Consider the following 20536-nt stretch of genomic DNA (forward strand, 5'->3'; position numbering starts at 1 on the left):
CGATTAAACTTCCTGAGGTGTATTTTCCAGCTGCCCTTCCCATTTGGAAACGGCAGAAGTTGCCAGTGCATTTCCTAATACATTCGTCATACTTCTTCCCATATCACAGAAGTGGTCGATCGGCAGGATCAAAGCGATACCTTCCGGCGGAATGCCAAACATGGAACAGGTTGCTACGATGATCACCAGTGAGGCTCTCGGAACGCCCGCAATACCTTTTGAAGTAAGCATTAATACCAAAAGCATTGTGATCTGCTGTCCCAATGACATTTCGATGCCATAGATCTGTGCTATAAAAATGGAAGCAAACGTCATATACATCATACTTCCGTCCAGGTTAAATGAATATCCTAAAGGCAGGATAAAAGATACAACTCTGTTGTTGCATCCGAATTTTTCAAGCTCTTCCACCAGCTTCGGGAATACTGCTTCTGAACTTGTTGTAGAAAAAGCAATCAGTAACGGGGCTTTGATTCTTTTAAGCAGTTCAAAAAGCCGGTTTCCTAAAATCATATACCCTACCAGCAGCAGAATAAGCCAAAGCACACCCAGTGCAAAGAAAAAATCTCTCAGGTAAATTGCATAGACTTTGAATATTTCAAACCCGTTCATGGCCACTACTGCGGCAATAGCTCCCAAAACACCAAGCGGCGCAAACCACATAATATAGCCAACCATTTTAAGGATAGCATGGGCAATAATATCAAAAAGCTTAACTACCGGTCTGGAATATTCTTCCCCTAAATTAGCAAGGGCAACCCCAAACATAATGGAAAAAACGACAATCTGAAGCACCTCATTGGTGGCAAAAGCTTCAAATAAACTTTTAGGGACCACATGTTTTACAAAGTCTTCCAGGGAAAACCCTTTACTGCTCTTTAAAAGATCTTCTGCAGCAGCTGCATCCTGGATAGGCAGTTTGGTTACATGTCCCGGCTCAAGCCAGTTGACCAGCATCAGCCCTATAAACAGAGAAACCAGTGAAGCGCTGATAAACCACAGCATTGCTTTCGTTCCTACCCTTCCGATCATTTTGATATCGCTCATTTTGGCAATTCCAACTACGAGCGTAGTAAAGACCAGCGGTGCAATGATCATCTGTACAAGCCTGATAAAAACCGTTCCCAGCAGTTTGATGTTCTTGGAAAAAGGTTCTGCACTTTCAGGATACTGTACATGTACCAGACCTCCGATTCCTACTCCCAGGATAAGCGCAATGATAATGGCAATAAAAAGTTTATTCTGTCCTTTCATATATATATTCAATTCCCACAAATATAACAGTTTTTCAATTGGTACAAGATTTTGTCTGAATCCGGCTAAATTGAGGTCAGGATTTTAATACTTCAAAATTAAACCGCTGATTTATAAAATATTGTAAAAATTTTAAGAAACATTTATGGAGCATTTGTTATTTTGGTACAGATTTTATTATTACATTTGATTGTATTAACAACATTAATAAATATACAACTATGAAAAAAACTATCGCAATGGCTGCATTAGCTGTAGCAGTATCTTTCGGATCAGTTTCTTGTAAAAAGAAAATTTCTGATGCCGATCTTCAGACTCAGGCTACAACTGTGGTAACTTCTAATCCCAATGCTTCTGTAGAAGTAAAAGAAGGAGTGGCTCATTTAAGCGGAACTTTCGCCGATCAGCAGTCTAAGGATGCCATGATTGCAAATTTAAAAGCTATTAACGGAGTAAAAGATGTAATGGACATGTCTACTGTAGCTCCGGCTGCACCTGCACAGGTAGAAACTGCATCTGCTGTAGATCCTGCAGTTCAGAAAAAAGTTCAGGATGCTGTTAAAGATTTCCCTTCTGTAAAAGTAGAGGTTCTAAACGGACAGCTTACACTTACAGGAAATGTTTCAAGCCTTCAGGCAAAAAAGATTAAAGAATCTGTAGATGCTTTGAAAATCGGAAAGTATAACAATAACCTAGTGGTAAAATAATTTTAAGATGAGTACATTACAAGATAAATATTCAAGCGTAGTTTCAGCAGCACAGTCTGCAGGAATCTCCAATCTTCAGGTTCAGGAGCAGGATGGTATTCTTTATGTTTCAGGAAGCGCTTCCAACACAGCTGCAAAAGACGCAGTATGGAATGCTTTGGGAACTATTGATTCTACCTATTCGGCTTCAGACATCAATATTGATGTACAGGTTTCAGGATTGGCTTCAGGTGCAGCTTTAACTGTTGCTACAGAAGATTCTAACCTGAATATCAGACAGGAGCCTTCTACAGAGGCTGCTGTAGTAGGAAAAGTAGCTAAAGGTTCATCGGTAACTCTGATCGAGCAGACTTCTGATGACTGGTGGAAAGTTAAAACTGACGACGGTCAGGAAGGCTATGCTTATTCAAGATATTTAAAAGCTTAATTTTTCGGAATATCAAATTTTTGAAAAATCAATATGGCATCCCCAATCGGGGATGTTTTTTTTATACTTTATCTCAGATCCAAAATATTTGTCCTCAAATAGCTTGCTGTTCTCCTATTCTCTTCCATTTCCGTCTGAAAGATTGAGACTATAGGTGTATTGAAGTTATTTTATTTCTAAATTAGCCGTAAATTTTATTTATGAAGATCCATATTTCAATTGTATTTATTTTATTTTTTATCCTTGGAAGTGCGCAGAATAAAGACCAGGCGGATACTTTCGTAAAAGATAATTTCACCAAAAAGGAATTTTACATTCCGATGCGTGACGGGGTAAAGCTTTTCACAGCCGTATATATCCCGAAAGACATTTCAAATAAAAACAAATATCCTTTCCTGATGCAGAGAACCTGCTACAGCATTGCTCCTTACGGTGAAAACGAATACAGGACCAAGCTGGGACCTAACCAGTACCTGATGAAGGACAAATACATTTTTGTATTTCAGGATGTACGCGGAAGGTATATGAGCGAAGGCATCTTCACCAATATGACACCCCAGGTGGACCATAAAACCAAGAAAGATGTAGACGAAAGTACAGATACTTATGATACGATAGACTGGCTTTTAAAAAATGTTAAAGACAATAATGGTAAGGCAGGCCAATACGGAACTTCATATCCCGGATTTTACACTGCAGCAGGGATACTGGCACAGCATCCTGCTTTGGTCGCTTCGTCTCCACAGGCTCCTATTTCTGATTTCTGGAATGATGATTTTCTTCACAACGGCAGATTTATGCTGGGATATTTCAGAACATTCCCTGTTTTCGGGGTTCAGAAGACAAAGCCTGAAAACAAAGCCTGGTATATGGATACTTTCGTAAAGCAGACTTCGGAAGACGGCCTTAAGTTTTACAGAGATATGGGAACTTTAAAGGACGGCTACGAAAAATATTACAGGAACAATTTCTTCATGACGGAAATTATGAACCATCCGGATTATGACGAATTCTGGCAGAAAAGAAGCCTTCTTCCCCATTTAAAGAATGTAAACCATGCAGTAATGACTGTTGGCGGCTGGTTTGATGCTGAAGATCTTTCAGGACCTCTGAATATTTACAAAACCATAGAAAAGACAAGTCCAAAAGCGAAAAACACCATCGTGATGGGACCTTTTTCCCACGGAGCATGGGCGCAGGAACAGGGGAAACATTTCCATAACCAGATCTATTTCGGGGACAGCATCGCGACGTATTACCAGAAGAATATTGAAACTAAATTTTTCAATCATTATTTAAAAGGAAACACAAAAGAAGATGCCGGCCTTCCGGAAGCTTTGATGTATGACACAGGATCTAAAGAATGGAGAGAATTTGCCTCTTATCCCCCAAAAAATGCCTGGAAGATCAACTTCTACTTAACTGACGGAACGTTGAAAAATACCGCAGGCCAGGGCTTTTCGGAATACTACAGTGATCCGGATAATCCTGTTTTAAGTTCTGACAATCTGAAGGATTTCAACGGTTTTACGCCTAAAAATTATATGTCAGAAGATCAGAGATTTGCTGTAGGAAGACCAGACGTTCTTACATTTACTACTGATGTTTTAACAGAAGATATAAGCTTCGCGGGAGAGATTATGGCTAAGCTGAATATCGCTTCCACTTCTACCGACGCAGATTTTGCCGTAAAACTGATTGATGTTTATCCTGAAGATTTTAAACCTGCGGAAAAGAAAGACGGTGTGGTTTATCCTAATTATCACCAGATGGTAAGAAGTGAGATCATGCCTGCAAGGTTCAGAAATTCAAGAGAAAAAGGTGAAGCCCTGGTTCCTAACCAGAAAACAGCTGTCAATTTCAGACTGCAGGATGTGATGCATACTTTCAAAAAGGGACACAAAATCCAGATCCAGATCAGCAGCACATGGTGGCCGCTTTTTGCGATAAACCCTCAGAAATTCATGGAAAATCCCAATTTCGCAACGAAGGAAGACTACACAAAAGCTTTTATTAAAGTGTATAATGACAGTTCTATTGAAGCTGAAGTATTGAAATAAAAATCAGTGTGGCTTCGAGTGCCTCAGCCACCAGTAATAGTAATAATACAATTATCTTAAACATAAAATCCGGCTGCCTGATAGATTCAGCGACCGGATTTTTTTCATATATCATGCTGACCGGGGGCTTCACAAGAACTCGGCAATCATCTTTTTATCTAGGTTGGTCCGTAGTGGCTTCGGGTGCTTTAGCCATCAGTGGCTTTTACTCTTCAATCGTTCTGAACGTAAGATTTATCCTTGGGGTTTTCACTTTGGTTGTTGGGGGAAGCCTGTGCAGCCAGTTTTCCTGTGTCAGTCCTTTCATAATCAGCAGGCTGCCGTTTTCAAGGAATATTTCCACTTTTTCTTTGGTGGTTTTATGCTTAAATAAAAACTTTCTTTCTGCCCCGAATGTCAGGGAAGCGATGGCACCATGCTTTTTAAGGTCTTTTTCTCCATCGCTGTGGTAGGCCATTCCTTCACTTCCGTCATGGTATAGATTGAGAAGACAGGAATTATAGGTTTCTCCTGAAATCTCTTCACATTTCTCCTTTAATTCCAGCAATTCGGGTGTCCAGAATTTCGCATATTTTGTCCGCTTTGAATAGGTGTATTCAAAGGCTTTTTCCCCGAACCAGGCTACTTTTCTTTTGGTCAAAATTAATTTCCCGAAGATCACTGCCTCATCATTTTCCCAGGGAATCTGATTCAGGAGATAGTCACAGAAAAAATCTGATTTTTCTTTAGTAAAGACTTTTCCGTAATAGTTGACCGTTCCGTCATGCGGAAGAATATTCAGAGAATATTCCGACAGGTCTTCAAACAGGTTTATCATCATTTAATTTATAAAAAGTAAACTATAACTAACACAACAATTACAAGGATCAGAAGGAGCTTCAGGCGTTCATACAGGATTTCTTCTTTTCGTGTTTTTGCCAGTTGGATATCTCTGGCTTCTTTTTCAAGTTGTCTCTTTTTTTCTTCCTGTTCCTTCTTTTGTAATATCTTCCTGTAACTTTCCATTGAATATTCCCAAATAATCTGATCCGTTAAAGGAATCTGTTTTATGCTTTTGAATTCATGGAGGGCAATGGATTCTATTTTTCCTTCTCTGTTCCATTTCTTAGTAATTCTGAGGTCCCCGTTTTTATAGATAAATTCATAGCCCATATTGCGGAGATCCGAATAATCTTCATCAACATCAGGAACCGATTCATCATAGTAATATACCGACTTTCCGGTAGGTTTTCCAAGAGAAAAACTTTTGATATTGCTTACTTTTCCGTTTTCATACCAAAATTTAAAATCGCCATCCGGCAGGTCATTGATATAGAAACCTTCAGCTCTTTTTCTGTCGTCAGGATACAGAAATGTGACGAACCCGTTTTTGAGATATTTTTTAAGGGAACTTTCAGGGTTATTCTTAAAATAGTTTTTCTTTCCATGCCAGTTTTCGTAAAAGTGATTAAACTGCCACGGATAGATCAGCCTGGAAATACTTTCCAGATCGATTTCAAATTCCGTTCGATCTTCCGGCAGAAATTTGATGACGACACAAGGCGGATCAATTCCAAGGTTTTTATAAGCACAAAGCTTGTGATGCCCGTCCAGAATATATTCGTGCGGATCATCATCATCTTCTAAAAATTTTCCGGTAAAAATGATGGCAAACGGCCTCTCACCGGAAGAAATAAGAATTTCATAATGTTTTATAAGATTGATATTAATCTCTTCTTTAGATTTCCAGGCTACAAATGGCTGCTCGTGCTTATTAAAACGGTGAGTTCCTCTGTAAGCATCGTGAAAAGTATAATCATATATGATATTCTGCCTTAATTTATCATCATATTTTCTGATCTCTTTTTCTACGTCCTCGTTGTCAATCCGCTCTTCTGCAAAAGCAGCAATGAGACCTGAATCCTTATATATTTTGTGTATAGAAAAGTCAATATGATACTTTCCGTTTTTTAATATCTGTAGTAAGGGCTGTAAAATATCATACAAATCCCCGATCCGGTCTGTATAATCTGCATCAAGATCAATACCCTTCAGCTTATTATTAATTAAATGTTTACTTTCGTTATCAACAGGAAGCAACACCAAATTTTCATCTCCCGGATCGTCACAGTCATCCCACAGAAAAAGCACGGGGCTGTTTCCTATTGTAAGACTTTCACTGTAGTATCCAGGTTCATAGCCTATGGAAAGTAAATTAGGGCCTTCTTTAATTTCAAAATTCATTGATGATGCATTATCAATTCAAAATATGATACATTTCAAAAACTAAAGGTAATATAAAACATAAATCACAGCAATAATCTTTATCGAAAACCATATATTCAATTCAACAGAAACGGACTTTAGTCCGTTTTTATCAATCATAAAATTCCATCGGGCTTCAGCCCAAACCTAAATCCGGTATTTATAAACGAAGTCTACAAAAACTCCTGATCAATTTGTGAACAAGCGTATTTTAAAACACCAAACTTTCTAAAATAAGCAAAAGCGCTTTTGTAAACTTTGGTGGTAAATAATGAATTATTCAGAATAGATATGTGAGCTTTCCCAGCCTATAATCAGCTGTTTCCTATCGCTTCCCCACCGGTAACCTCCAATATTACCCGTTGACTGTATCACGCGGTGACATGGAATAAGAAATGCCACAGGATTGCTGCCAATCGCAGTTCCGACAGCTCTTGAGGCATTCGGGTTTCCTATTTTTTCAGCGAGATTTCCATAGGTGGAAAGCTTTCCCATCGGGATAGAAAGTAAGCTTTCCCAGACTTTAAGCTGAAAATCTGTTCCTTTTAAATGTAGCTTAATCGTGTTGAGCTTCGTCCAGTCTTTATCAAATATGGACAGGGCGTTTTTCTGCAAGGCATCCTGCTTTTCAAAAAAAGAAGCATTGGGAAATCTACTTTTCAGATTGCCCAATGCTGTTTCTTTATCGTCTTCAAAAGCCATATAGCAGATTCCTTTTTCTGTAGATGCTGCCATTACATATCCAAAAGGACTTTTGGAAAAGCTGTAATTGATGTTCAGGCTTTTTCCGCCGTTTTTATATTCCGCCGGAGACATTCCTTCTATATTCACAAAAAGGTCATGAAGCCTGCTTGTGCTGGATAATCCTGTTTCATAAGCGGCATCAGATAAAGTCGCTTTTTCTTCTTTCAGTAAACTTTTAGCATGTTCAAGACTGATGAACTGTAAAAATTTCTTCGGACTTGTTCCTGCCCATTCTGTAAATATCTTCTGAAAATGAGTCGGACTCAGGTGAATATTCTCTGCCACTTCCTCCAAACCCGGCTGAAGCCTGAAATTGCTCCGGATATACTCTATCGCTTTGGCAATTCGGTTATAATCTATCTGACTTTGTGCGGACATACTATTTCTTTTTTACCTCACAAATATCCAAAGAATACAGGGCAGAAAAAATCTGATTCTTGCGGAATTTTAGTTATTTTTATAAATATGGTTGTAAGCAAGCATTTTGTAATACAATTTAGCGGCTAAGAAAGCTGTTGGCTTGGGCATCGGAGAATCCATTAATTCTACAATATCAAAAGCTACTACATTGCATTTTTCAAATACTTTTCTCAACAATTCCAAAGTAGGATACCACTGGAGGCCGCCCGGTTCCGGAGTTCCCGTAGAAGGAGCAATTGACGGATCAAAGGCATCAAGGTCGATGGTGATATAAACGTTTCCTGAAACTTTTTCTAAAACATCATTGACCCAGTTGTCATTATTTGCGATCTCATGGGCAAAAAACACCCTTCCTTCCGGCAGGTATTCAGCTTCCTCAATATCCATAGAGCGGATTCCCACCTGAACCAGGTTATGCTTCTGATTGGCTTCAAAAACCGCACATGCGTGGTTAGAAGTGGAACCGTGGAATTCAGGACGCAAGTCTGTATGGGCATCCAGCTGAAGAACGGTAAGATTTTCAAATTTCTCCCCTACCGCACGGATAGAACCGATGGAAACAGAGTGCTCACCACCGAAAAGTGTAAATACCTTTCCTTCATTATTCAAAAGCTCTTTGGTTTTTTGGTAAACAGCTTCCGTCATCGCTTCCGGACTTGAATTTTCAGAAATTTCTCCTGCCAGGTATACTCCGTCAAGATAAGGTTCGGTTCCTGTTTCAATGTCATAAAGCTCCATGTTTTCGGAAGCGTCCAAGAATAGTTCAGGGCCTTTATCAGCTCCCTTTCCCCATGTTGAAGTTCCATCATAAGGAACGGTTACCAGCATTACTTTAGAGTTTTCTAACGTTGCATTTTCTTCAGGAATTCCTGCGTATGTTCTCATGTTTTATTTAAAAATTTAAATGATTTAAAGATTCAATGATTTCACAAAGATACAAAATAGTAGTTGAGTTATAAATCAGGAGTTGTGAGTTCCCGATTTTTTTAAGGTTTTAAATTCTTAAATCTTTTTAATGTTTAAATTTTAAAAGTTATTTTTGTAAAAAAACAAAATATGTCCTTAAAAGCTGTTCTTTTCGATATGGACGGGGTTATTGTAGATACGGAACCACTGCACAGAAAAGCTTATTTTGCCACCTTCGAGGAACTGGAAATTGCCGTTTCCGAAGATCTTTATACCTCTTTCACAGGAGCTTCCACAAAAAGAGTCTGTGAGACGCTTATCCAGAAATATGGTTTAAGCCAGACCCACGAAGCTATTGCCGGTATAAAAAGAGCCTACTTCAAAGATTATTTTGATAATGATGAGGACTTCGACCTGATTCCGGGAGTAAGGGAACTTATCAAGCATTATCATGAAAATGGCATTAGGCTTATTCTCGCTTCTTCCGCAACAATGACCACGATCAACATGGTTTTTGAAAAGTTCGGGCTTGAACAGTATTTCAGCGGGAAAATAAGCGGTGCGGCTCTAAAGGAATCCAAACCTCATCCTGAAGTATTTCTTTTGGCCGCAGAAATGGCAAACGAGCCAGTTGAAAACTGCATGGTGATTGAAGATTCTACCAACGGAATCCTTGCCGCACACAGAGCAAAAATTTTCTGTGCTGCCTACAGGAGTCCGCATTCCAAAAATCAGGATTATACTTTAGCTGATATTGTGGTTTCAGATTATGAAGAACTGGAACTGGATAAACTTTCAAAATATTTTTAAATGAAAAAGCTCTCAAAAAATTGAGAGCTTTACTTTTTTATCTTATCATTCCATTCGGAAAGAGAATGTTCTTAATGATCTTAATCTCTAAATCAATCTTAATGGTTAAAATTTAAAACATTAAGAAATAACTAAGTTGTTTAAGATAAGCTTGCTTCGTTATTTCCGATCCTCGATTAGTAACCCAGAATTTTCAGAATATCTTCAGGTTCCTGTTTTTCACGGAAAATTTCGTACTGAAGCTCACCGTTTTCGTCTTTCTGGATCAGGACATGTCTTGGCTGAGGCATCAGACAGTGATGAACTCCGCCATATCCTCCGATCGTTTCCTGGTACGCTCCTGTATGGAAAAATCCGATGTACAGGGGTTTTGTATCGCTGAAAACCGGCAGATAGATCGCGTTGGTATGCTGTTCAGAGTTATAATAGTCATCCGAATCACAGGTTAACCCTCCCAGGAACACTCTTTCGTAAGTATCTTCCCATCTGTTCAATGGAAGCATGATAAAGTGTCTTGAGATCGCCCAGGTATCAGGAAGTGTAGTCATGAACGAAGAATCGATCATATTCCACTTCTCTCTGTCGTTCTGACGTTTCTGAGAGATGATTTTGTAAAGGTTGGCACCGCTTTCCCCTACGGTAAAGCTTCCGAATTCCGTATAAATATTAGGCTCTTCCACTCCTTCCTCTTCACAGAATTTTTTGATCTGAGAAACGATTTCCTCTACCATATACTGATAGTCGTACTCGAAATTTAAAGAAGTTTTGATCGGGAAACCTCCACCAATGTTCAGTGAATCCACTTCCGGGGCAATTTTCTTCAAACGTGCGTATACACGAAGACATTTATATAATTCGTTCCAGTAATAAGCCGTATCCTTGATTCCTGTATTAATGAAGAAGTGAAGCATTTTCAGTCTTGCATTAGGATGCTCGGCGATTTTCTGGCTGTAGTAAGGAATAATGTCTCTATATCCGATTCCTAATCTTGAGGTATAGAATTCGAATTTAGGTTCTTCCTCTGAAGCAATCCTGATCCCGATATCAAAAGTGGTATCAATACTTTCGGTAAGTTTATCCAGCTCACGGTAGTTATCCAGGATCGGGGTAATATTTTCAAAACCGCTGTTGATCATCTCGGAAATCTTCACCAGATAATCATCGGTCTTGAAACCATTACAGATGACTTCAATATTTTTATCCACTTTCCCCTTCTCATAAAGAGATTTTACAATATCCATATCATATGCTGAAGAAGTTTCTATAGAAATATCGTTCTTAAGAGCTTCTTCAAGCACAAAATTGAAATGACTGGATTTTGTACAGTAGCAGTAGGTATAATTCTTTTTATATTCGGCTTTCTCAAAAGCTTCCCTGAACCAGCTTTTCGCCTTCTGGATGTTTTGAGAAATTCTCGGCAGGTAGCTAATTTTTAGCGGGGTGCCAAATTTTTCAACGACTTCCATTAAAGGAACATCGTGAAATAACAAATTGTTCTCAGAAACATTAAATTCTTCCGTAGGAAAATACAATGTCTGATCAATAAGTTCCGAGTACTTTATTTTCATTTCTTGACAAGTGAATTAAGAAATGCAAAATTGCTAAAAAACTTTCATTTTTAAGCGTTAAATTTATTATAAATTTCAAAACAGGACCGGGTGGAAACCTGAACGGATTATCAATTTGTAAACTTCTTAATGTATTCTTCCCTCTTATCTTCTGAAATCCCCAGCACCTGTTGAACATAAGCATCAATCGAGCCGTATTTATTATTGATTTCATCAAAGGCTGCATCGAGATAGGCAGTTTCTACCCAACTTAGCTTTTCAAGGACTTTTACATCCATTTTCGGGTATAGGAAATGTAGATTATCTGCAAGATTAAGCCTTTTCAGGACTAATTCTTTCCTGTAATTATTGGATAAAAGATAATCATTGTAAATTGTTGCCTTATCAAATTTTAAAATCGTTAAAATTAAAGCTGTGATAATTCCTGTCCTGTCTTTTCCGGCGGTACAATGATAAAGAACGGGCTGATCAGATTCCAGAATTTCTGTGATGATTGTTCTAATCACTTCAGGATTCTCAGTCACGTATTCGCGGTAGAAATCAATCATTCTTTTATCCGCATCGGAACCATTTACTTTTCCTTTTAAAACAAGCTTTTTGGCCTGGGTAAGCTGATCTCCTTCATCATTAAAAGCTGAATACTTTTTATAAACCATATCAGTAGGAAGCCGGTCGGGTTTATCAGATATTTCTTTTGAATTTCTAAGATCGACGATCTCTTTGATTCCCAGACTTTCCAGTTCTTTGAACGAATTTTTCTTCAGTTTATGAAGATGGCCGCTTCTGTAGAATTTTCCTTCTTTTAAAATTCTTCCTTCTGAATTTTTAATATTTCCCACCGTCCGGAAATTATTTACTTTTTTGATTTTGATCGTTTTCCCGGCTTCATTTCCGCCATATTCAGGTTGTGCGAAATCCTGCGTTTTACAGGAGAAAACACAAAATACCGCGACAAGCAGAAGTGATATTTTTATTAACTGTTTCAATATATCCCTGAATATTCTATTTCATTAATTCCAACAAAAAACAACAGGTCTCCGGATTCATACTGAATGGAAACCTCATCTTCAACTGCAAAATTCCTGGTTCCTATTCTTGAAGTGATGCTTAAACTTCCGTTGGTTAAAGGCCAGTTGAGTCCTGTGGTGGTTATATTTTCTACGACAGGGAAAGGATATAGGGAAATCATTTTATTTTTGATTCCCTTCAGCTTAAAATTTTTCGGAACAAAATAATATTCAGAAAATTCGTCGTAGAATTTCAGATCCATTTTATCTTTAAAGGTATAGGCAACGGTAAGATTTCCTAAAAAATGATCCTGCTCACCACCGCTTCCTCCAAAAACATCCACAGAGGAAAATCCTCTTTCTAAAATAATTTCCAAAGCTTTATGAAAATCCGTTTTATCCTGATCAAGGGTAAGAATAAACTTCCCGTGGTAGACATTTTCGTCTGACCCTGAATGAGAATCGAAATCACCGGATATAAAGTCCAGTCTGTCTAAAGGAAAACCCAGCTCCTTCAGATAATGAAAAGCACCGTCTGTACAGGCAATTAAGCCATACTGATCCGGGTTTGGAAAAGTTTTGGGATGGTCTCCGTTGATGAAGAGTAATGCTTTATCTTTCATTCGGATTCCAGTATTCTTCCGGCTCGCTGTTTATTTTTGAAATATATCTTGCCAAAACAAAAAGATAATCGGAAAGCCTGTTCAGGTACTTGATGAGCTCAGGACGTACTTCTTCAGATTCATTAAGGAAAACCAGGGAACGCTCTGCTCTTCTGCAGATGGTTCTTGCCGCATGTAAAAATGTTGCCGATTTTCCACCACCGGGAAGAATAAAGTATTGAAGGGGCTCTAATTTATCTTCAAAAGCATCCATCCACTGTTCCAGCTCTTCGATCTCAGTGTCTGAAATAATTAAAGGCAGACGTGATTTTCCATTAGCCAGCATTAATTTATCAACCGGTGTTGCAGCTTCCGAGCCTACTGTAAACAGATCAAACTGAATTTTCTTCAGCTGTTTCAAAACTTCTTCATCCTCAATATGACTTTTTGAAATGCCAATAAATGAATTGAGCTCGTCTATATTTCCGTAGCTGTCTACTCTTGCACTGGCCTTGGAAACCCTTGCACCGCCGTATAAAGCGGTCTGTCCTTTATCTCCTGTTTTAGTGTAAATTTTCATAGTACTAAATTACTTTATTTTGCAGAATGTAAAAAGTAAAATGTATGAATGATTTCTTTGTTTTTTATTCCTAAGGGTGGCTCAGGCCAGATTTGTATGGATATGAATCCTTAATTTAAGAATTTAGATTTTGGCTAAAGCCGTATTGATTTGTAAATGGTTCTTTTAAACGGGCTAAAGCCTGTTTCTATTGAATATATTCGATCCTGTTGATATTATATTTAGTAAGGCTAAATCCTGTTGAATATATTTTGGTATCAATAAAAAATGACCGGATAAATCCGGCCATTCACAAATTATTTATTTACCTCTACATATTGTATGACGGTCTGGTTTTTGGGGTTATAGATTATTGTACTGCTGTTGGGAAACCTTTTCAGTTTATAATATTCTATATTTTTGTCATTTTTAATATCTTCTAAAAAACTGGTATCAAAAGTGTTTTCAGGAAGAAATTTTGAGACAAAACTTATTTTGTCGATGATGCTTTGTCCGTCTATTTTACGGGCTGTTTTTTCTGATTTGCTTTCGTCGGAAGAGGGCTGCTTTTCAAGGAAAGGAAGCAGTATGGCAATATCCGATTTATATTTAAAGATATACCCTTCTGAACCGTTGGGAAATTTAAATTTCTTTCCGGTATCTTCTGAAACTACGGGCTTTCCTGCATCGGGAAATACCTGGTTAAATTTCACATCCTGGGAATTGGCTAAAGAATTGATCGATTCGCTTACCGTTTTCTTCACTGTTTCTTCTACGGCCTGCTGAGCTTTCTGCTGTACGGTTTCTTTGGTTTTCTGAACAGTCTCGTCTATTTTCTCTTCGATTTTATTACATGAGATTAATAAAAAAACAGGAATAACAGGCAAAATATACTTCTTCATCTCGAGATTTTAATAGCGTTGCAATTGTTTCACTCATGCAATTTACATCTAAACGGGAAACATACCTTTATATTTCAGTAAAGAAATAAAATATTTTTTTAATGTCAGAAATCCTACTGACAAACTGTTGTCATTGGCCCATCATACCTTTGTATCAACAATAACAAACTAAACAATACAATTATGACAACTACAGCAACAGCCACAAAACAATTTATGACATCTGATCAATTATTAGAGCACTGGCAAGGACACAGAAACCTGACAAGAAGAGTAATAGAAGCTTTTCCAGAGAAAGACTTATTTGAGTTTTCTGTAGGCGGCATGAGACCTTTTGCAAAGCTGGCGGTAGAACTGATCAGCATCGGAGGACCTGCTTTAAAAGGAATCATCAGTAAAAACATGGAGGCTTACAATGAGGAAGGATTCAACCCAAAAACCAAGGAAGACCTTTTGAAAAAATGGGATGAAGAAACAGAGGTGATCAACCAATACTTCAGCCAGATCACAGAAGAGCGTTTTCAGGAAACATTCAATTTATTCGGACAGTACGAGTTCCCGGTATACCAGAATATCCTTTACTTCGTAGATAATGAGATCCACCACAGAGGCCAGGGATATGTCTACCTGAGAGTTTTAGGAATTGAGCCCCCTTTTTTTTGGGAGAGATTTTAGGCTCACTAATGCCTTTACTCAGACTGAAAATGATGATTCAATTCAGGCAGAAAAACGAAAGTACGGAACCGGAAAGCAAATCAGTCAAATTATCCATTCATTAAATACAGACCACCCAGATTTTGTTGTTTTGATTTTTTGTCATTCTCAGTTTAAGTACAACTTTTATTTATATAAATTTCTAAAACTCCGGCTTCACGAATGTGAAGCCGGAGTTGTTTTTATCCGGGTAAAATATTTTTAAAGAATTTAATGATGTTCTCTTTAAGTTTTACAAATGTTCCGGAAGTCCCGAATTCCTTGTTATCATAGCCGATAGGAAATCCTTTTTCTACATATTCATTATTCTTATCCAATGTCAGAACCTGGAACCGGTCATTGACTTTCCCGAGGCTTTCGGTATGGATATCCAAAAATTTCACTGAAGCTTTTTTCGAAAAATCCAGCTGACGGATATCAATGGTTTTAATTTCTTTTTTCAGATCGGAACGGAAATACAGATTCATATTTTTCACATCAATTACGGTCTGCCATTCTCCTGCATGAATTGAGTTGAGAATATTCCATGCGTAATCTACAGGTTTCCTGTCGTACTGATAGTTTTTCAGCATATAATAAGCCCGGCTGTAGCGGTCTTCCCATTTTCCCTGTTCAGCAAAGTTAAATTTCTCCGGTCCGCCTAAGAAGTCGAATTTTTTAGTGTCTTCAAAATCTTTTTTATACTGATTATTGCACAAAAGAGGCATCGGCATCTCTTTATCTGTCCATACTCTATATTTTCCATTAAGCAAAGCGATTGTAGCTGTATTTCCTTTGGCATCACTCAGAAAAAAATGACTTCCCGCGGCATTAGGCCACCAGTCTATATTGGGGCCTTCATTCAGATGGTCTACGACTTCCTGTACGGATTTATAATGATCCAGCTGATACTGAATCCATTGAGCCCAGAACATATCCGGCTGTTTAGGATTAAATACTTTTGTTGTTTCTTCCAGGTAGAGTTCAACCAGAAAAAGTCCTTTCTCATTAACTCCGTAACAGGGAAAATCATATCCCAGAAGATTAAAAGTTACTGATCCGTACTTTGAAGTCCATTCTTTAGCATATTTCGTATTGTCTGTTGTGAGGTTTTCCCAGCTGATATTTCTTTTCTGAATGTCACGCCTGTTCACCACGATCATTCCGGGCATTGTTTTCCAGTTTTCATTGAAGCCAACGACACAGTGGTCTTTTCCTTTTAACAGGAATACAGAACAGGCCGAAAGAATACCGGAATAAGCCAGTGCCCATAATAGAAAACCGCGTACAAATAAAAATTTCATGATTTTAATATGAGTTAATTTTTTTGAGTAATATCAGGGTAAATGCAAAGATCCGGCTTTTCAACCTCTTTTTATTCCATTTTTTTTGAAATAGTCATGACCAGATCCCTGAGCTTGGTTTTTAAATATTCAGGTTCCAAAACCTCTGCAAAATCTGCAAAAGTAATCAGCCACCGCGGAAAACCCTCGTCAATACAGTCCGTTTCGAAGGTAAGTTCTACATGGTCTCCTTTGTCCACTTCTTCAGTTAAGCCGTAATATTTTTTAGAGTATGTCAGATGATTTATTATTTTTTTGTCAACCAGCAACCTGACCTTTATTGCATTTTCATTTGTTTTTTTCCTGTAATCGTTGATCTGTCCGTATTCCTGGGAAAAATGATTCTGGGTTTTGAAAATCTGCAGGATCCTGTCTACCCGAAACTGCCGGAAATCTTTTCTCATGGTACAGAAAGCCATAATGTACCAGTAATTGAATTCAAAGAAAATACCGACTGCCTCAATGGTTCTGTTTGTTACCCGGGAATCGACTGTTCTGTATTCTATGATCAGCTGTGTTTTCTCTGCAATACTTTCCAGAATAGTCGGGATCACATTTTTAATGCTGTCATCCGACTGTACATAATAATTATATACATCAATCTGCTTTTCAATATTCAGGATCAGGTTTTTATCTGAATGCCGGAGTACGGAACGGACTTTTTCCATAGCCATCTGGTAATGATTTCCAAGACTTTGGTGCGAGAATTTCTGCATCAGCTTTTCGGCAGTGATGAAGCTCAAAATCTCTTCTTTCGTAAACATAATGGGCGGAAGCTTGTAGCCATCCATCAGGGAATATCCGTTTCCAGCCTCTCCTATAATGGGAATTCCTGCATTTTCCAGTGTTTTCACATCACGGTAGATTGTCCTGATACTCACATCAAATTTCGCAGCAAGATCCTGTGCCCTTACTGTCGGTTTTGATTGTAACTGTGTGAGAATAGCGGTTACCCTGTCGATTTTTTTAAGATAGTGATCGTTCATATTGGTATGGCAAATCTATCAATCTTTTTTCGTGTGGAAAATATAAATTATGGTTTTAAAGGCAAGAAAATCTTTCTGTGTTATTTTATTCTCTCGCAGATGAAGTGGGTAAAGCAGATGTATAATGCATAAAAATCCGCGGGAAGCATAAACATTTATCATAACAAAACTGAATACCATCTTAGAATTCTCTCTCAGATTAAACAGATTCATAATGTGTAAAAACCTGCGAAATCAGTATGATCTTCGGGAAACAAAAGATTAATTATCTTTAAAAGAATTCACCAGTTTATCCAGGTTTAAACTTCTGGCAGAAGCATCAAAAATTTCCCGGTACGTGCCATTCATCTGAACTAATTCATCATGAGTTCCACTTTCCACTACTCTTCCTTTTTTCATGACATAAATGGTGTCAGAGTCCAGGATCTGTGATAGTGAGTGGGAAATAATAACTACGGTACGGCCTTCTTTGATCGCGTCGAGTGAGTTCTTGATCTGTTCGGTAGCAATAGCATCCAGACTGGCAGTTGGCTCATCCAGGAAAATGATAGGTGGATTTTTCAGGAATAATCGGGCAATGGCAATTCTCTGCTGCTGTCCCCCTGAAAGCTGGGTAGCATCATGCTGGTAGCCATCCGGAAGGTCCAGGATCTGATCATGCAGATAGGCTTTTTTTGAAGCCTCCTGAATTTCCTCAAAACTGGCATTCATATCACCATACCGGATATTGTCCTCAATGCTTCCTTGGAAAATATGGTTTTTCTGCAATACAAGACCAAGGTCATCTCTCAGAAAAGCATTATCAAAATTATTCAGATTGACTTCATCCAGCAGTATTTCTCCGGAATCCGGGAGGTAAAATTTACAGAGAAGGTTAATCACCGTTGATTTTCCGGCTCCGCTCAATCCTACCAATGCTGTTGTTTTTCCGTTCTCTATCTTCATGGAAACATCATTCAGGGCTTTTGTTCCGTTCGGATAGGTGAAATCCACGTTTTTTAATTCAAAATTCCCTTTGATCTCTTTTTCTACAAAAGTTCCGTTGGGTTCTTTTTCATCATCTGCATTAAGGATTTCAAAATAGCCTTCAGCATAGATCATGGCATCATTCATATCATCGTAGATCCTGTGCAGCTGACGGATAGGAGCTGATATATTGTTGAACAGCATAATATGAAGCATGATCGCACCAATGGTCATCTGCTGATCCAATACCAGATAAACGGTCAGAAGAATAATTAAAACGACTCCGAACTGTTCTAAAAAAGTCTTTAAACCGTCATAAATAAAGTTGGTCTTCCTGGTGAACATCTGGCTTTCCATGAGTTTCATCTGCAAATCGTACTGCTTTTTACCTTCAAATTTTTCACGGACAAAACTTTTGATCACCATGATAGAATTAATCAGATTCAAAAGTCCCGAAGTCTTTTTCTCCCTTTGATTTCTGAGCTGGCGGCGTACTCCTCCAAGCTTTTTCGCCTGTAATGAGCTTATATAAAAATAGATGGGAACAATGATCGTAGAAACCATTCCCACATACACATTCTGCATATACATAATGATGAGGGCAATAATAGCATTGGAAAAAAGCGGCAGGATATCTATGAAAAAATTCTGCACCAGCCTTGTCAGGCTTTCAATACCGCGGTCTATCCTGATCTGCAATTTCCCGGATTCATGGTTCTCATCATTGAAATAGGCAACCCGGTACATCAGTATCTTATCAATGGCAGACTGTGCCAGGACGGAACTTACATTGATCCTTATTTTTTCGCCGTAAAATTTCTGCCCGAAATTGATAAAAATATTAAGCAGCTCCTTTCCCAGTAAAATAATAGAGATCACTACCAGAATATGAATACCTTCAGACATAGGATGCGGAAGGTGGGTAAGGCTGGTCACCTCATCTACGGTATATTTCAATACAATAGGATTGACCTGCGCTGCAAGAGCTCCTAAAAAGGTAAGAAACAGCGTCCCGTAGATCATTAAACGGTAAGGTCTGATAAATGGAACGAGCTGCTTATAAATCCCGAATAAAGTAACTGTTCTGTTAAAAGGTTTTGCCATAGGAGTGTTTATAACTAAAAAACGTACCGTTTCCGAGAGAAAAGGTACGTTTTATTCTATTTTTCAGCAAATACTTTTATAACAGATGCCAATTTTATCCTTCGTAAAAATAGGTTGTAAGGTAATGCAGCTCCGGTTTTCCGGCGGCTTTGGATTCAGCCTGTGCCTGCTCCAGAGGGTATTGCGAGGTCAGTTCTTTTCTTTGGAAAACGAATGAATTATTAGCATTTTTATCCACCACATCACTGAAGATGTGCTCAATTTCAGAATTGGCAAGCGATGCAAAGCTGATATCCTCAAATCCGTACATCAGTCTCAAATCATCAAATTGTCCGAAGTTTTCATCTACAAATCCCTGCAGCTGTGCTTTTGAATCAAAATTACCTGCCCAGATATTGTAAATGTATTTTTTCTTTTTCGGTTTGTCTAAAATACTCTGATATACAAAGTTTTCTCCAAGATAGGCCTCTCTTACCTGCGGATCATTGGCAAGATCTTCAGGAAGTCCTTCTTTCAGTATTTTTCCTTCAAACATGATGTATGTTTTGTTGGTAATGGCTAAGGTCTGCTGTACATTGTGGTCCGTGATCAGGATTCCGATATTTTTATCCACCAGGCTTCTTACAATTTTCTGGATATCTTCTACCGCAATCGGGTCTACTCCGGCAAAAGGCTCATCGAGAAGAATAAAGTTCGGGCTTGTGGCCAGACAGCGCGCAATTTCCGTTCTACGTCTTTCCCCTCCCGAAAGAAGGTCTCCTCTGTTTTTACGCACATGCTGTAATGAAAATTCTTCTATCAGCTCATCACATTTAATCTGCTGTTCACGTCTTGAAAGCTTTGTAAGCTGTAAAACACCCATAATATTTTCTTCTACAGACAGCTTTCTGAAAACTGAAGCTTCCTGTGCCAGATAACCGATTCCTTTTTGGGCACGGCGATACATTGCATCGGTGGTGATCTCCTGCTTATCCAGGAAGATCTTCCCTGAAGTAGGCTTAACCAGTCCTACGATCATGTAAAACGAAGTGGTCTTTCCTGCTCCGTTAGGACCAAGCAAACCAACAATTTCTCCCTGTTGAACCTGTACAGAAACGCCTTTTACTACTTTTTTAGGACCGTATTCTTTGATTAAGTTTTCTCCTCGTAAAATCATAGGAGCAAAGATAAAGTTTTTTTGAATTCAATTTTTAGATTATAAATTGTATCCGTTGTTTTTTGAGTGAAAGGCTTT

General features: G+C 38.3%; 18 protein-coding genes and 1 pseudogene. 5 read left to right on the forward strand and 14 right to left on the reverse strand.

Annotated elements, in window-relative coordinates:
• Positions 1 to 3 precede the first annotated feature (3 nt).
• Entirely contained in the window at positions 4 to 1254 is a 1251-nt protein-coding gene (locus IX38_RS10455) for a dicarboxylate/amino acid:cation symporter (protein WP_034704578.1), read from the reverse strand.
• Positions 1255 to 1475: 221 nt separating this feature from the next.
• Between IX38_RS10455 and IX38_RS10460 the strand changes: the two genes are divergently transcribed.
• The 3 genes from IX38_RS10460 to IX38_RS10470 all read left to right on the forward strand — a co-directional run bounded on the left by IX38_RS10460 (position 1476) and on the right by IX38_RS10470 (position 4448).
• Positions 1476 to 1961, forward strand: a complete 486-nt coding sequence (locus IX38_RS10460) for a BON domain-containing protein (protein WP_034704579.1) — start codon at positions 1476 to 1478, stop codon at positions 1959 to 1961.
• 7 nt (positions 1962 to 1968) lie between these two features.
• Positions 1969 to 2388, forward strand: a complete 420-nt coding sequence (locus IX38_RS10465) for an SH3 domain-containing protein (RefSeq protein WP_034704580.1) — start codon at positions 1969 to 1971, stop codon at positions 2386 to 2388.
• 200 nt (positions 2389 to 2588) lie between these two features.
• Positions 2589 to 4448 (forward strand): CocE/NonD family hydrolase, encoded by a 1860-nt coding sequence (locus IX38_RS10470; protein ID WP_034704581.1) that lies wholly within the window; start codon positions 2589 to 2591, stop codon positions 4446 to 4448.
• Positions 4449 to 4653: 205 nt separating this feature from the next.
• Here IX38_RS10470 and IX38_RS10475 read toward each other — a convergent pair whose 3' ends face one another.
• The 4 genes from IX38_RS10475 to speB form a co-directional block, all read right to left on the reverse strand.
• A complete protein-coding gene (locus IX38_RS10475) occupies positions 4654 to 5265 on the reverse strand; it encodes an alpha-ketoglutarate-dependent dioxygenase AlkB family protein (RefSeq protein ID WP_394331185.1) in 612 nt (203 codons plus the stop codon).
• A gap of 8 nt (positions 5266 to 5273) precedes the next feature.
• Complete coding sequence (locus IX38_RS10480) at positions 5274 to 6671, reverse strand: toxin-antitoxin system YwqK family antitoxin (RefSeq protein WP_034704583.1); 1398 nt, start codon at positions 6669 to 6671, stop codon at positions 5274 to 5276.
• 297 nt (positions 6672 to 6968) lie between these two features.
• Positions 6969 to 7814: a bifunctional helix-turn-helix domain-containing protein/methylated-DNA--[protein]-cysteine S-methyltransferase gene (locus IX38_RS10485; protein WP_034704586.1), complete on the reverse strand. Its 846-nt coding sequence runs from the start codon at positions 7812 to 7814 to the stop codon at positions 6969 to 6971.
• Positions 7815 to 7883: 69 nt separating this feature from the next.
• Complete coding sequence (gene speB / locus IX38_RS10490; protein ID WP_034704587.1) at positions 7884 to 8741, reverse strand: agmatinase; 858 nt, start codon at positions 8739 to 8741, stop codon at positions 7884 to 7886.
• 171 nt (positions 8742 to 8912) lie between these two features.
• On the opposite strand from speB, the gene IX38_RS10495 reads away from it, so the two are divergent.
• Positions 8913 to 9572: an HAD family hydrolase gene (locus IX38_RS10495; RefSeq protein WP_034704589.1), complete on the forward strand. Its 660-nt coding sequence runs from the start codon at positions 8913 to 8915 to the stop codon at positions 9570 to 9572.
• 176 nt (positions 9573 to 9748) lie between these two features.
• Here the strand turns inward: IX38_RS10495 and IX38_RS10500 are convergent, their stop codons facing one another.
• The 5 genes from IX38_RS10500 to IX38_RS10520 form a co-directional block, all read right to left on the reverse strand.
• Positions 9749 to 11140 (reverse strand): type III PLP-dependent enzyme domain-containing protein, encoded by a 1392-nt coding sequence (locus IX38_RS10500; protein ID WP_034704591.1) that lies wholly within the window; start codon positions 11138 to 11140, stop codon positions 9749 to 9751.
• Positions 11141 to 11250: 110 nt separating this feature from the next.
• Positions 11251 to 12126 carry a tyrosine-protein phosphatase gene (locus tag IX38_RS10505; protein WP_034704592.1) on the reverse strand — a complete coding sequence of 292 codons (876 nt, stop codon included), beginning with the start codon at positions 12124 to 12126 and terminating at the stop codon, positions 11251 to 11253.
• Positions 12123 to 12770, reverse strand: coding sequence for a thiamine diphosphokinase (locus IX38_RS10510; RefSeq protein WP_034704594.1), 648 nt, complete (start codon positions 12768 to 12770; stop codon positions 12123 to 12125). The genes IX38_RS10505 and IX38_RS10510 overlap by 4 nt, the downstream gene beginning before the upstream one ends.
• A complete protein-coding gene (locus IX38_RS10515; RefSeq protein ID WP_034704596.1) occupies positions 12760 to 13329 on the reverse strand; it encodes a cob(I)yrinic acid a,c-diamide adenosyltransferase in 570 nt (189 codons plus the stop codon). Before IX38_RS10515 ends, IX38_RS10510 begins: the two co-directional genes overlap by 11 nt.
• A 296-nt stretch (positions 13330 to 13625) precedes the next feature.
• Positions 13626 to 14210, reverse strand: coding sequence for a hypothetical protein (locus IX38_RS10520; RefSeq protein WP_034704598.1), 585 nt, complete (start codon positions 14208 to 14210; stop codon positions 13626 to 13628).
• 183 nt (positions 14211 to 14393) lie between these two features.
• Here IX38_RS10520 and IX38_RS10525 point away from each other — a divergent pair, with 183 nt between their 5' ends.
• Positions 14394 to 14885 (forward strand): DinB family protein, encoded by a 492-nt coding sequence (locus IX38_RS10525; protein ID WP_034704599.1) that lies wholly within the window; start codon positions 14394 to 14396, stop codon positions 14883 to 14885.
• 221 nt (positions 14886 to 15106) lie between these two features.
• Here IX38_RS10525 and IX38_RS10530 read toward each other — a convergent pair whose 3' ends face one another.
• The 4 genes and pseudogenes from IX38_RS10530 to lptB form a co-directional block, all read right to left on the reverse strand.
• Complete coding sequence (locus IX38_RS10530; RefSeq protein ID WP_034704602.1) at positions 15107 to 16207, reverse strand: linear amide C-N hydrolase; 1101 nt, start codon at positions 16205 to 16207, stop codon at positions 15107 to 15109.
• 71 nt (positions 16208 to 16278) lie between these two features.
• Positions 16279 to 17232, reverse strand: a complete 954-nt coding sequence (locus tag IX38_RS10535) for a helix-turn-helix transcriptional regulator (protein WP_034704603.1) — start codon at positions 17230 to 17232, stop codon at positions 16279 to 16281.
• Between the two features lie 261 nt (positions 17233 to 17493).
• Positions 17494 to 19221, reverse strand: a complete 1728-nt coding sequence (locus tag IX38_RS10545; RefSeq protein ID WP_051884639.1) for an ABC transporter ATP-binding protein — start codon at positions 19219 to 19221, stop codon at positions 17494 to 17496.
• Positions 19222 to 19732: 511 nt separating this feature from the next.
• A pseudogene (gene lptB, locus IX38_RS10550) lies at positions 19733 to 20458 on the reverse strand (LPS export ABC transporter ATP-binding protein); the annotation flags it as partial.
• Positions 20459 to 20536 lie beyond the last annotated feature (78 nt).

Source organism: Chryseobacterium luteum, assembly GCF_000737785.1.
Taxonomy (GTDB): Bacteria; Bacteroidota; Bacteroidia; order Flavobacteriales; family Weeksellaceae; genus Chryseobacterium; species Chryseobacterium luteum.